This is a genomic window from Myroides sp. LJL116, from assembly GCF_054871685.1.
Map to the genome: position 1 here is coordinate 29625 of NZ_JBTXLR010000008.1, position 13342 is coordinate 42966.

Genomic DNA, 13342 nt, shown 5'->3' on the forward strand with positions numbered 1-13342 from the left:
TAATACAACAAAATGAATTTAAAACTAAAAGGCATCCTATTTGCAGCAATGCTATGTTTGAGCCCAACTACAATCCAATTACATGCTCAAGAAAACCCTGGTCTTTTAACTTCTTTACCACAAGACAAAATTGCTCAGGCTTTAAAACTTGCTTTAAACAAAGGGATTACTGAAAAAGTGGCAAACCTTACACAAAAAGATGGTTTTTATAAAAACGAAATGGTCAAAATTTTGTTACCTGAGCAAGTAAGAAAAGTAGATGAAACTTTACGTAAGTTAGGTATGGCTAATCTAGCCGACCAAGGACTTATCTTGCTTAATAGAGCAGCAGAAACAGCAGTAAAACAATCTACACCGATATTTATAGAAGCAGTTAAAAATATTTCCTTTAAAGATGCAACTTCCATCTTACTTCAAACTCCTGATGGAGCTACTACTTATCTAAAAAATGCAACTAGTAACGCTTTATACGATCAACTAACTCCCATTATTAATGAATCACTTTCTAAAGTAGGAGCAGATAAAGTATGGCAAAATATTTTCAATACCTATAATAACCTACCATTAGTAAACCCAGTTAATACCGATTTAACAGACTATGTTACCAAAGAAACAATGCAAGGGGTATTTACTATGATAGCTGTAGAGGAAGAATCCATAAGAGAAAATTTACCAGGGGCTAGAAGCAATTCTTTACTACAAGAAGTATTCTCCATTCAAGATAAAACAGAAAATACACCAAATACTACTACTTCAAACCAAAATACAGAGGTAAAAAACAATAAATCCAAACTTTTAAGAAACTTGTTTAACAAAAAGTAAAAAATTAAACATTTTGATTAAATAACAATATTATAACATTCATTTAACTAATTAAGAAATATTATTTTTAGATATTTGCAGTAACAAAATATGATTGATTTCATAAAGGTTAGGGTTAGTTAATAAAAAAACCGAGTAGGATTAGGCCCCTACTCGGTTTTTATTTTTCTATTCAATTCTATTGTGAATCTGCTTAAAGTATTCAAAGGCCTTAAACAAGTGAGTTCCCGACCAAGAGAACATTTCTCCATCCACAAATACAGTCTTACCATGATGCGTACAACGCCCTACTTCAAAGGCGTGTTCTTCTTTAAATGGATAAGGTTCTGAGGATAAGAAAATCAATTCAGGATCCCCTTGAATTCTAATCTTACGTATTTCAACTTCAGGATATCTACCAGGTTTATTAGTATAAATATTCTCGAATTTATTGATACGCAATAACTCATTGATAAAAGTATTATCTCCAGCAGCCATATAAGGCTCTCTCCAAATAAAGTAAGCTGCTTTGTAACTAGGTTTACTAGCCACAAATTGCATAAAATCCCTTTGCGCAAAATTAATTTTATCAATCCACTTCTGCGCCTCAGTACGCTTATTAAACAATATTCCAAAATCTTGTATCATTTGAATATTATCCTCTAGAGTTACTACATCGGTAACCCATACTGGACAAATATCCTTTAAACTTTCTACAATCTCTAGAGTATTTTCTTCCTTATTGGCAATTATAATATCAGGACGTAATGCCTTAATTTTTTCTATATCTACTTTCTTAGTACCACCAACTTTAGTTTTAGTTGCTCTTAAATGATATGGGTGAACACAAAACTTAGTAATTCCAACTAACTCATCTTCCAAACCTAAATCAAAAAGAGTTTCACTTTGAGAAGGAACTAAAGATACAATACGTTTAGGAGTAGCTTCAAAGCTATGCTCCTTACCTATTTGGTCTTTTAAAACAATCATTACTTTGAATTTAAAATTTGCTCCATTTCCTGTTGCATTAATAAAGCTTGCTCTCTTGCTTTTTCTGCAAAATCCACTCCATTTCCTGCGTAAATAATTCCTCTTGAAGAGTTGATTAACAAACCAACATCCTTATTTAGTCCATATTTACAAACATCTTGTAAATTTCCTCCTTGAGCTCCAACTCCAGGAACTAATAAAAAACTATTAGGAACTATCTTTCTAATTTGTTGAAAGTATTCTGCTTTTGTAGCACCAACAACATACATTAAGTTATGTGCATTTTTATATTCCTGAGATACACTAAGTACTTTCTCATAAAGAGGAACTCCATCGATTTCTTGGGTTTGAAAATCAAAGGCCCCAGCATTACTTGTTAAAGCTAGTAAAATAGTATGCTTATCTTCAAAGGCTAAAAAAGGTTCTACAGAATCCTTCCCCATATAAGGTGCAACAGTCACACTATCGAAATCCATATCTTCAAAAAAAGCTTTTGCATACATGGTAGCAGTATTACCTATATCACCACGTTTTGCATCCGCGATGGTGTAAATCTGTGGATAATGTGTATTAATATAATCGATAGTCTTTTTTAAAGACTCCCACCCTTTTAAACCATATGCTTCATAAAAAGCAATATTAGGTTTATAAGAAACCGCTAGGTCATGGGTTGCATCAATGATGGCTTTATTAAAAGCAAAAATAGGATCTTCTTGATCTAGTAAATGCTTAGGTATTTTATTTAAATCAACATCTAATCCTATACAAAGAAAGGATTTTTTGCTTTTTATCTGCTCAATTAATTGTTGTGTGGTCATTCTAAGTGCAAATTAGTATTTTAAAAAAAACCACACTATACAAAAGTAAGTGTGGTTAAATATAATAGAATCAATAAATTAGAATACGTCGCTTTCTTTAAGCTTCTCTGTATTACTAACCATTTGTAATTCGTCAATGATTTTCTGAATATTACCATTCATTACTCCATCTAAATCGTATAGGGTTAAACCAATACGGTGATCCGTTACACGACCTTGAGGGTAGTTATAGGTTCTAATCTTAGCAGATCTATCTCCACTACTTACTTGTGAGTTACGTTTAATAGCATCTTCCTCTTGCTTTTTAGCAAGTTCCATTTCATATAATCTTGAACGTAAAACAGATAAAGCTTTATCCTTATTTTTATGTTGAGATTTTTCATCCTGACATTGAGCCACTAATCCCGTTGGAACGTGTGTCATACGAACAGCACTCTTTGTTGTGTTCACACTCTGACCTCCAGGACCTGAAGAACAGAATAAGTCAATACGAACATCGTTCATATCAATATGTACATCAAATTCTTCTGCTTCTGGTAAAACCATTACAGTTGCAGCTGAAGTATGTACACGACCTTGAGTTTCCGTTTGAGGAACACGTTGTACACGGTGTACACCAGCCTCAAATTTTAAAGTCCCATAAACATCCTCTCCAGTAACTTCGAAAATAACCTCTTTATAACCTCCAGAAGTTCCTTCATTTACATCTACCACAGAAGTTCTCCAACCTTTACTTTCACAGTATTTAGTATACATTCTATATAGGTCACCAGCAAATAAACTTGCCTCGTCTCCACCTGTACCAGCTCTTACCTCTACCATTACGTTTTTGGCATCCTCTGGGTCTTTAGGTATTAATAAGAATTTGATCTCTTCTTCTAATTCTGGTAAACGTTCCTTTGCCTCTGAAAGTTGCATTTTTGCCATTTCCACCATTTCATCATCACTACCATCAGCGATAATTTCATTAGCTTCTTCAATATTTCCAGTTACATCAATGTATTCAGCACGTTTCTCAACAAGCTGTTTTAAATCTTTGTACTCCTTATTTAATTGTACATAACGCTTTTGATCCATGATTACATCTGGTTGAATAATCAAATCAGAAACTTCATCAAAACGTTGTTTTATAATTTGTAGTCTATCTAACATATCTTTAAACAGATAATTAATTTGGTTTGCAAAGGTATAAAAAAAAGGGGAATATCACTAAATATTCCCCTTCAAATTTATGCTTTTTTACAATTGTATTATTTTGTAATATCTACTGAAATATCTACATCAGACCAAGTTTTACCTTCATGTAAGGCCTTACAAGCCTCGTGTAGGCTATTAAATGCACTCTGAGCAGCGAAATCACTAATAATATCGATACTACCTTTAATGTGGATACCATTTTCAATAGTAGTGTAATCAAACTCCTTTTCAATTGTTTTCCCATTCATTGTCAAGTGAATCAATACCTTATCTTGGGTGAACTCACCAAAAAAACCACTAATATTTCCAGTCATTTGACTAAAGAAATTAGCTACTAAAGTTTGATCTCTTGCTGCATCTTTTGTGGTTACACTAGAGGTAGTTACCACAAAAGTTGCACCTTGTAATTCTTGCTCTATAGTAGTCCCTTTTGGGTTTAATCCCGATAATTTAATATCTGTAAAGCTACCAGTAACTCCAACTTTTTCAGGCGTTTTAAAAGCTGTCCAACTCAAAGTATAATTTAAATTCTTTTGTTGTACCGATTCTACCTCAGTGGTATTTTCACTAGTATTGTCTTGTTTTTTATCTCCACAAGAAGCCATTAACGCTCCTACAAATAACAGTGCTAAAAGTGTTTTCTTCATAGTATTTACCTTTTTAAACTTTGGGTACAAATTACAAAAAATCTAGCAGAAAAAGTAATTAATCCGGTATTAACTTTATTGTATAAAAAATAAGGTTTTAATCCTAAAAAAATAAGCCAACTTAAAAAGTTGGCTTATAAAGATATTTAATTTTTCTTTGGAATATTTTTCAATACTTCCAAAATAAACTTCCAGTATTTCTGAACTGAAGAAATGCTAACTCTTTCATCTGGAGAGTGTGCTCCACGAATTGTTGGTCCAAAAGAAATCATATCCATCTCTGGGTAGTGCGTACCTAGTATTCCACATTCTAAACCTGCATGACAAGCCACTACATTAGCTTTAGCATTGTTTTGCTTTTCATATATTTCTTCTAAAACTCCTAAAATCTCACTATTTGAATTAGGACTCCATCCTGGGTAAGATCCAGAGAATTCTACCTCACAACCCATTAATTCAAATGCGCTTCTAAGAGAGTTGGCTAAATCCATTTTAGAAGATTCTACCGAAGAACGAGTTAAACATTTAACCGATAACTTCCCTTGCCCTACTTCTACTTTTGCAATATTATTTGAAGCTTCTACTAAATCTTCAAAATCTGTACTCATTTTATACACCCCATTATGAGCTGCATATAAAGAACGTACAAAGAAGTACTGAGCCATAGGAGGCATTACAAACTTGGGTGAATCACTTGGTTCTAATTTCTCAAAAACCACTTCAAAGTTTGGATCTACTGTATGTAATTCTTCTCTTATTTCTTCCACTAAGACATTCATATCAAAAACGAAAGCCTCATCATAAATTTGAGCAATAATAACTCTAGCTACACTTTCTCTTGGGATTGCATTACGTAAACTCCCTCCTACAATAGATTCAATTTGTAAACCGAAAGAATCAAAAGAGTCAAAAAGTAAACGGTTCATAATCTTATTAGCGTTACCAAGTCCTTTATGGATGTCCATACCAGAATGTCCACCATTTAAACCTTTCACTGTAATTTTATAACCAACTGATCCCTCTGGAACTAATTCTTCGTCATATTCAGCAGTAGCAGTTACATCTATACCTCCAGCACAACCAATATCAATTTCGTCGTCCTCCTCTGTATCTAAATTCAAAAGAATCTCTCCTTCTAATAGTCCACCTACTAAACCTTTAGCACCTGTCATACCAGTTTCTTCATCGATGGTAAAAAGAGCTTCAATAGCAGGATGCTCAATATCATTACTCTTTAAAATAGCCATGATAGTAGCTACTCCTATTCCATTATCTGCACCAAGAGTAGTACCTTTTGCTCTTACCCAATCCTGATCTACAAACATTTGTATACCTTGAGTATCAAAATCAAACTCTGTATCGTTATTCTTTTGATGTACCATATCTAAATGGGATTGTAACACTACTGTCTTACGATCAGCCATTGTAGAGGTAGCAGGCTTTTTAATAATAACGTTACCTACTTGATCTTTAATTGTTTCTAAATTAAGACTTTTACCAAAGTTCATCATAAATTCAATTACGCGCTCTTCTTTTTTAGAAGGACGAGGAACTGCATTTAAATCTGCAAATTGACCCCACAACTCCTTAGGTTGTAAATCTCTTATCTCTTGACTCATATCTTTGTATTTGAATTTTGTATTTGTATTCCAAATGTAGACAATTAATGCTTAAACCCTACTTAATAAAAGGAATTTTACTACCTAATGCTAATTTTTTTCGATAATACGCATCAAGGGGGCAAAACAACATCAATTATCCCTTTTCCACTAGTAGCTTTACCTTACGAACTACTCTAAATTAGATTGCATTACTCTTTGCTCTATTTTTTGTTTTTCCAATAACTGTAAGACCAATTCAATATCTGGGTCTTTTGCTTGCTTTAAACTTTTTACAAAAAGTCCTTCACTCACAGAGAAATTGGGTATTACCCCTCTACATTGGACTTGCTCTTCTATATCTTGATTAAAAAACACTTCGGAACGAGGTAAATTCACAATAGTTTGGGTATTGGGAAGTTTATAATTTAAAAACCAGGAAGCAGTGGTGAAATTGCTACAGGTTCTAGTTTCTTGACCAACGATTATTCCCCTATTGTTTTGCTGAAATAAGCTAGCAAAATAAGCTGCCGCAGAGACTGTATTATTATCTATTAATAGTATCACATTGCCATCAAAAGCATTTCTATCCCTAGGATAATTCTCCAAATAATTCTCCTCAAGTCGACTATTTCCAAAGTAATATTCACTTTGAGGATCATAGTCATAACGTTGAAGCATAAAATTATCCATATTCTTAATATCCATATCGGATAGCTGCCTTTCATTACTATCCACTAAATTTTCTCTAACTTGAATATCAATCACCTTTGTGGCATATTTGTATTTATTAGAAAATGTTTTGTCTTTGGATATAAAAGAATAATACAAAGGGATATTACTTAATAGACCACCACCATTGGCTCTAATATCTATAACTAAATTCTTAATTCCTTTCTTATTGAGTTCACCAAAAAACTCGTTAAGCTTATGATAAGCATATTCTTCTGAAAACCCGAATGTTTTAATAGTCAAACAATAGGTATCTTCATTTAACTCTTTAGCAAAAATTCCATAGGAATAGCTTATTAAATCAATTGGAAGTATAGATTTTTGAGAATTGTAATAACTACGTGAATAATCCACAGCTTTAAGACTTATATGGAATTGTTCTTGAGCATCTTCCCCTAGTTTATAAGTGATTTCATAGGTATCTTTATCACTAAACATAAAGGAACAATACAAGGAGAAATCTTTTGCATTAATTGCTTGAATACCTCCATCGGAACTTATTTTTATACTCTCTAGTAAGTCTTCTACTTTATGGCCATTAACCTCCACTAATAAGGCACCTTGCGGGATATCTTGTCCAAATTGATTCACATATACTTTACCATTATAAACTACAGTGGAAAAAGGAAAAAAATAGGCTTTTTTTGCAAAGTCTTCAAAAAAAACTAAATCGGTACTGAGCCCAGAATGTGCATCATTGATATATGACAAAGGACTTGATAACAAAAACTGAGCATAGGTAGGATTTTGCTCTAATTCATTCCTTAAACGCACCACATTTTCATTAAACTCCTGTTCTGTGGTGAATCTATATGCATTAGGATGTTGCTTTTGGATAATATTTACCAATACATCAAAATCCTCTAAATAATCTTCTTTGGTTAACTCTTGATGCTTTTTTTGAGCTTGTACTTGATGTACTCCCACTAAAAAACAAATAAGTAACAGACTCCTTTTTATCATGTAAAATGATTTCCTTTTAATTAATTGTTATTTCAAATACAAACGCAATTAAAGAATAATTATTTTAAAACTTTTGTTTTATTACTCCTCAAAGTATTTAAAACACCATTTTTTATGAACCATAAGAAACAGTTATCCATAGGATTATGCCACATTATAGCTTGTATTTAACTAGCAATATAAAAATAAACCTTGTAATTCTGTGTTAATCTTTGTTTTTTATATCTATTATAACTTAAGAAAATAAGTAGTAAAAAACACAACCCATTAATTCACAATAAATTAACTTTATTATTTTCAACCAAGCCTATTGTGTACCGATTTATTTATTACCTTTGCATTATAGTTGTGATTATTCAAATAATGTAATTTATATTTTTATAATCCCTTATCGTAATATAGCATTTTTAGTGGGTTTCCCATTAACAAAAAGAACTACTCCCCCCTTCAAGTAGTTCTTTTTTGTTTTACACCTATTTGTAAAACAAAACAATTCCCTACTACTTAGAACATTTAAAGCTTGAAATAATGCAACTAAAATGCTTATCTTTCCCCTACATGAGCCTTTTAAATTGACTATAAAAACAATCCAATCATAGAAATGGGCAATTTCAACAAGAAAACACTCCTAAGCATCTATATAGCAATTACTTTATGGATCTTACTTTATATAGCAAGCTATCATCCCGTTTTAGTACAAAAATACTATACAAATGATATATACCTTTTATATAGTAACTATACAAACCTTCTAACAAAACATCTGCCTTTTTCAGTTGGAGACACTGTTTATATAGGACTAATTGGTTTTATCTTATACAATATATTCGCTCTTATTAGTAGCCCAATCACTGTAAAGAAAAAATTGATTCAATTTGGCTCCAATACAATACTTACTGTTTCAATAGCCTGGAGTATCTTTAATATCACATGGGGTCTCAATAATTACAATCTTCCAATTGACAAACAACTTGACTTAGAACAAAGTTATACTACACAGCAATTAGTAGAGGTTACCAAGTTGATTATAGAAAAAACGAAACAACAACATCAAGAACTTGCAGCTCATAAAGATATTGCAGTAAAAAACAATGATTCAGTAGATCAAATCATCCAAGGAGTACCAATGGGTATAAAACAAGCCTCTAAACAACTTGGCATCTTTTCCTATAGAGAAACCTCTTTGAAAAAATCCTTATATAGTTCCTTAATTACTTTTATGGGATTTTCCGGTTATATTAACCCCTTGACTAACGAGGCTCAAATAAATAGGCATATCCCAAAATTAACCATGCCAATTACAGCTAGCCATGAGGTAGCGCATCAATATGGCTTCGCAAGAGAAAGTGATGCCAATTTTATAGGATTTCTAGCCAATTATCACCATAATTCTTTACTAAATCAATACGCTGCAAATATATTTGCTTTAAGGTATTGCCTAGGGGAGTTAAACAAAAAAGAATCCGAAGAATTCCTTGCTATCCTTCAAAGCATTCCCCAAGGTATTAAAGATAATATCCTTGAAAACGCAGTGTTTTGGCATAAGCATAGAAACTTTACGGATTCTTTCTTTACACTATTTTATGACACTTTCCTAAAGGTCAACAACCAACAGCATGGTTTGCAGTCTTATAGCAAATTCGTAGATCTTTTGATTAATTACCAAAAGAAGAAACCTCTTTACTAATACAATGTTAACGCCTTAAGATTGTTTATCTATCTTGTGTTTATTTTTATAAGGTCGTATAATTAAACGCGCTTGTCTATCAAACATTAGGTAGTTATATAACCAGTTAGAGAAAACAACTAATTTGTTTCTAAAACCAATTAAAGACATTAAGTGAACAAACATCCAAACAAACCAAGCAAAGAAACCATTAAAATGGAATTTTGGTAAGTCCACTACAGCTTTATTACGTCCAATTGTCGCCATAGAACCTTTATCATTATAACTGAAGGCCTTCATAGGTTGCCCTTTAGCTAAACGAACTAAGTTACTAGCTAATAAATCTCCTTGTTGAATAGCAGGTTGTGCCATCATAGGATGTCCCATTGGAGTTTTTTCAGTAATCATTGCGGCTATATCACCGATAGCAAAAATATCACTAAAACCTTCCACTTGGTTAAACTCATTAACTTTCATTCTATTACCTCTTTGCATAACAGTTGGCTTATCGAAACCTTCAATATCAGCCCCCATTACACCAGCGGTCCAAATAACGTTTTGAGAAATAAAGTCATTTCCACTCTTAGTGGTTACTTTTTCCCCATCGTAATTGGTAACAATCTCACTTAACCAAACAGTAACTCCAAGTTGCTTTAAGAATTTTTCTGCTGCAATAGAACTCTTCTCGCTCATAGCATCAAGTACTCTATTTGCACCTTGAACAACGTTGATCTCCATTAAACTAAAGTCTAAGTCTGGATAATCCTTCGGTAAGATATGTTTTTTCATTTCCGCCAAAGCACCAGCTAACTCTACTCCTGTTGGTCCTGCACCTACAATAACAAAGTTCATTAATGCTTTACGCTCCTCAATATCATTAGTTAATAAAGCAGCTTCAAAGTTTTCCAAAACTAAACTTCTAATATCTAAAGACTGAGGTATAGTTTTCATTGCCATACTGTTTCTCTTAATCTCCTCGTTTCCGAAGTAATTAGTCTTAGATCCAGTAGCAATTACTAAATAGTCATAAAAAATGGTACCAATATCAGAAACTACTTTTTTATTTTGGGTATCAATACGCTCTACATTTGCTAAGCGGAAGAACACCTCGTTTTGAGATTGAACTACCTTACGAATCGGGTATGCAATAGACCCTGATTCTAACCCACCTGTTGCAACTTGATATAACAATGGTTGAAACGTATGGTAATTGTGCTTATCAAGTAAGACAACTTGAAAGTTTTGATTTTTTAATTTTTTAGCAAGAGACAGTCCTCCGAAACCTCCACCAATAATAACTACTCGTGGTAAACTGGAAGTTGGAATATTCATCATAATCATTCGATTTTTACAAGGTGCAAATTTACGATTAATTATTGTCTTCGTAAAGCCTTTTTAAAAACCTTTTTTCCAGCAAAACCCCGCATAGTTATTGACATTACAAACTTTTATATATTTTTTTATATAATCAACAAACCTAGCTGTTTCAATTACATTATTCTACTTAAAACTCAAAAATAAGTACACAAAAATCAATTCTAAGAAGAAAACGCCCTGAAATTTTAACAATACCTACAAACCTCTTGAAAAATCAATCCCATAAAAAAAGGCTTAAGAAAATTTCTTAAGCCTTATATTCTTTCTTATTTAGTATAATTTCTTCTAATATTATGAATAATAGTTTCTAAACCATTAAGTTTCAATTCATAAACCAAAGCTAATTGCTCGCCGAGCTTTCCTTTAGGAAAACCTTTATTATGGTACCACACCACATAATGCTCGGGTAAATCAATTAAATACACCCCTTGAAACTTACCAAATGGCATTCTTGCATGGGCCAATTCCACTAAATACTCCTGGTTATTTATCATTAATCTAAATAATTACTGTACCACTTTTACTGTAAAATCATCATTATACTGTAGTAAGTAAACTCCTTTATTAGTTAAACCACCATTAGAAGTTGGTACATAGTCAAATTTATTTTCTAATTCTTGAGAACTTAACTGTAGGGTTTGTGAAAAACCTTGCTTTTGAAACAACCTCAAAATAACATCTAAAGTCACATCATAACCTCTTACTGCAAAGCGATTAGGAGCAATCTTAAATTGATCTTTATATGCTTGATAAAAATCAGCTTCATCCATTGAATTATCCGTATCTTTAGTTACTGAAGCGTAAATATATTTTAAGTCCACTAAAGATTGAACGGTAATTTCACTATACTCAAATATATCAGATTTGTCAAAACTAGCTAGTTGAATATCATAACTACCCACTAATTTGCTCAATGTTTTAGTTAATAAAGAAGCCGACTCAATACTTGCAGAATCTAAAATAAAAACATTTTTAACTCCTGAAGATAAACTCTTATCTACACTAGCTAAGTCTGTTGTACTAATTGTTCGTACCGAAGGATAGTTTTCTCTCATAAATTTCTTTGTAGAGGCTCTTCTATCATCCACTATCACAGTAACTTTAGTATCCTTTTGCTTTAAAAAATAATTTAGTAAAGTAGATTTTAAAACATCACTATAAGGCATAGTTTGTATTACTCTAGCAGAACCCACAGCCTTTTCATTTGATAAAGGAGAAACTAAGACAACTTTACTATTAGGTAAGTTCTTAGCTGCATTTTCAACGTTGGACTGAAAGAACGGCCCTATAATAGCATCCGTATCTCTAAAATTATTAGAAGAAAATATTTCGATAACACTTGAAGAATTCTTACCTTCATTAGAATCAAATACATCTACTTGAACATCAAGTCCCATAGATCTTGCTTTACTAACTGCTAATTTAGCACCAGAGTAAAAGTCAAGAGTCATATTTAAAAAATTATCACTCTGAAGTTTTGCTTCTACGTCTTCTCCTACCCCATTAACATTAAATGGCAACAATAGAGCAACTTTCTTTGAAGTATTTAAATCCAGTGAATTCTCTAATTTTAAAGGAGCATCTATTGTATCGGTAAAATCCTGTTCTACAATAATTTGCTCGAAATCTTGCGGATTATCAACCTTAATTTTAATAATCATATTACTTTGAAGACCTTGCTTTTGAATCTCTGGGTTCCATAAAAGCAAATCACCAACACTCACATTATAATTACGCGCTAAACTATATAAGGTCTGTTTAGGCTCCACTCTTATGGATACAAAATCAGGCGTTTGCTTGTTTTGATCTACTTTCTTATCTTCTTTTGCTATAGTTGTAGCACCAAAAGAAGGTACTTTTATTTGCTGACCAGTTTTTAATCCTTGTTGTAACTCAGGATTTAATTCCACTAATCTTTGAATAGAAGTTTGGTAAAGCACAGCTAGTCCATATAAAGTAGATTGAGGCTCTACCTTTATATATTTATAATATATATTATTAATATCTACAATAGTATCTACAGAAGAGGCTGTTAAACTAGTTGGGTATTTAACAGATCCTTCTTGAGGATTTTGTTGATCTTGCCCAATTATTATAACAGAACCAGTTTGCAAACCAGTTAATTTTAATTCCGGATTCCAAAATAACAGATTTTCAATACTTACATTATGAGCCTTACTAATACTATATAAAGTTTCTTTAGGCTGAACTACATAGGTGTGTTGCTTAGTACTAGGAGCAGTAGATTCTGAACTACTTTGTTTTGTAGTAGATTCTGAATTAGTTTGTTTTGTAGTAGACTCGTATTTCTGTGGAATCAAAAGCAGCTGTCCTGGTCTAATTCCACTTTTTGCCTCAGGATTATATTTAAATAACTCTGTAACGGTAATATTATAATCTCTAGCAATTTTACTAATTGTTTCACCTTTACTCACTGTATAGGTAGAAAAGGTTTCTCTCTGCTGAGCACTAACTCCACTAGCAGTAATAATAAATGCGGATAAAATAGCAATAAAATTCTTTCTCATTGTGCAAATCTATTCAATAAAATAA

Annotated in this window: 11 protein-coding genes; 2 read left to right on the forward strand and 9 right to left on the reverse strand. The window is 32.3% G+C overall.

Annotated features, from left to right (window positions below; all coding sequences use genetic code 11):
* Positions 1-12 precede the first annotated feature (12 nt).
* On the forward strand, positions 13-822 hold the full coding sequence (locus ACYSNM_RS07360) for a DUF4197 domain-containing protein (protein WP_461756299.1): 810 nt from the start codon (positions 13-15) through the stop codon (positions 820-822).
* A gap of 168 nt (positions 823-990) precedes the next feature.
* Here ACYSNM_RS07360 and ACYSNM_RS07365 read toward each other — a convergent pair whose 3' ends face one another.
* The 6 genes from ACYSNM_RS07365 to ACYSNM_RS07390 form a co-directional block, all read right to left on the reverse strand.
* Positions 991-1791 carry an ABC transporter substrate-binding protein gene (locus tag ACYSNM_RS07365; RefSeq protein ID WP_461756300.1) on the reverse strand — a complete coding sequence of 267 codons (801 nt, stop codon included), beginning with the start codon at positions 1789-1791 and terminating at the stop codon, positions 991-993.
* On the reverse strand, positions 1791-2609 hold the full coding sequence (gene pyrF / locus ACYSNM_RS07370) for an orotidine-5'-phosphate decarboxylase (RefSeq protein WP_461756301.1): 819 nt from the start codon (positions 2607-2609) through the stop codon (positions 1791-1793). The genes ACYSNM_RS07365 and pyrF overlap by 1 nt, the downstream gene beginning before the upstream one ends.
* A gap of 78 nt (positions 2610-2687) precedes the next feature.
* On the reverse strand, positions 2688-3761 hold the full coding sequence (gene prfA, locus ACYSNM_RS07375) for a peptide chain release factor 1 (RefSeq protein ID WP_461753304.1): 1074 nt from the start codon (positions 3759-3761) through the stop codon (positions 2688-2690).
* A gap of 98 nt (positions 3762-3859) precedes the next feature.
* Positions 3860-4453: a YceI family protein gene (locus ACYSNM_RS07380; RefSeq protein ID WP_461756302.1), complete on the reverse strand. Its 594-nt coding sequence runs from the start codon at positions 4451-4453 to the stop codon at positions 3860-3862.
* A 146-nt stretch (positions 4454-4599) separates the two neighbouring features.
* The gene (locus ACYSNM_RS07385) at positions 4600-6072 is read right to left on the reverse strand and encodes an aminoacyl-histidine dipeptidase (RefSeq protein WP_461756303.1); all 1473 of its coding nucleotides are present in this window, start codon (positions 6070-6072) and stop codon (positions 4600-4602) included.
* A 171-nt stretch (positions 6073-6243) separates the two neighbouring features.
* The gene (locus ACYSNM_RS07390; protein ID WP_461756304.1) at positions 6244-7746 is read right to left on the reverse strand and encodes a S41 family peptidase; all 1503 of its coding nucleotides are present in this window, start codon (positions 7744-7746) and stop codon (positions 6244-6246) included.
* A gap of 601 nt (positions 7747-8347) precedes the next feature.
* Here ACYSNM_RS07390 and ACYSNM_RS07395 point away from each other — a divergent pair.
* Entirely contained in the window at positions 8348-9433 is a 1086-nt protein-coding gene (locus ACYSNM_RS07395) for a DUF3810 domain-containing protein (RefSeq protein ID WP_461756305.1), read from the forward strand.
* A gap of 15 nt (positions 9434-9448) precedes the next feature.
* Here ACYSNM_RS07395 and ACYSNM_RS07400 read toward each other — a convergent pair whose 3' ends face one another.
* The 3 genes from ACYSNM_RS07400 to ACYSNM_RS07410 form a co-directional block, all read right to left on the reverse strand.
* Positions 9449-10747 carry an NAD(P)/FAD-dependent oxidoreductase gene (locus ACYSNM_RS07400; RefSeq protein WP_461756306.1) on the reverse strand — a complete coding sequence of 433 codons (1299 nt, stop codon included), beginning with the start codon at positions 10745-10747 and terminating at the stop codon, positions 9449-9451.
* Between the two features lie 308 nt (positions 10748-11055).
* Entirely contained in the window at positions 11056-11283 is a 228-nt protein-coding gene (locus ACYSNM_RS07405) for a DUF3820 family protein (protein ID WP_461756307.1), read from the reverse strand.
* Between the two features lie 12 nt (positions 11284-11295).
* Positions 11296-13317: a LysM peptidoglycan-binding domain-containing protein gene (locus ACYSNM_RS07410; protein ID WP_461756308.1), complete on the reverse strand. Its 2022-nt coding sequence runs from the start codon at positions 13315-13317 to the stop codon at positions 11296-11298.
* Positions 13318-13342 lie beyond the last annotated feature (25 nt).

Excerpts from the sequence above, each read along its gene's own strand:
- ACYSNM_RS07360 (WP_461756299.1), top strand. The coding sequence starts at position 13 with ATGAATTTAAAACTAAAAGGCATCCTATTTGCAGCAATGCTATGTTTG.
- ACYSNM_RS07365 (WP_461756300.1), bottom strand. The coding sequence starts at position 1,791 with ATGATTGTTTTAAAAGACCAAATAGGTAAGGAGCATAGCTTTGAAGCT.
- pyrF (WP_461756301.1), bottom strand. The coding sequence starts at position 2,609 with ATGACCACACAACAATTAATTGAGCAGATAAAAAGCAAAAAATCCTTT.
- prfA (WP_461753304.1), bottom strand. The coding sequence starts at position 3,761 with ATGTTAGATAGACTACAAATTATAAAACAACGTTTTGATGAAGTTTCT.
- ACYSNM_RS07380 (WP_461756302.1), bottom strand. The coding sequence starts at position 4,453 with ATGAAGAAAACACTTTTAGCACTGTTATTTGTAGGAGCGTTAATGGCT.
- ACYSNM_RS07385 (WP_461756303.1), bottom strand. The coding sequence starts at position 6,072 with ATGAGTCAAGAGATAAGAGATTTACAACCTAAGGAGTTGTGGGGTCAA.
- ACYSNM_RS07390 (WP_461756304.1), bottom strand. The coding sequence starts at position 7,746 with ATGATAAAAAGGAGTCTGTTACTTATTTGTTTTTTAGTGGGAGTACAT.
- ACYSNM_RS07395 (WP_461756305.1), top strand. The coding sequence starts at position 8,348 with ATGGGCAATTTCAACAAGAAAACACTCCTAAGCATCTATATAGCAATT.
- ACYSNM_RS07400 (WP_461756306.1), bottom strand. The coding sequence starts at position 10,747 with ATGATGAATATTCCAACTTCCAGTTTACCACGAGTAGTTATTATTGGT.
- ACYSNM_RS07405 (WP_461756307.1), bottom strand. The coding sequence starts at position 11,283 with ATGATAAATAACCAGGAGTATTTAGTGGAATTGGCCCATGCAAGAATG.
- ACYSNM_RS07410 (WP_461756308.1), bottom strand. The coding sequence starts at position 13,317 with ATGAGAAAGAATTTTATTGCTATTTTATCCGCATTTATTATTACTGCT.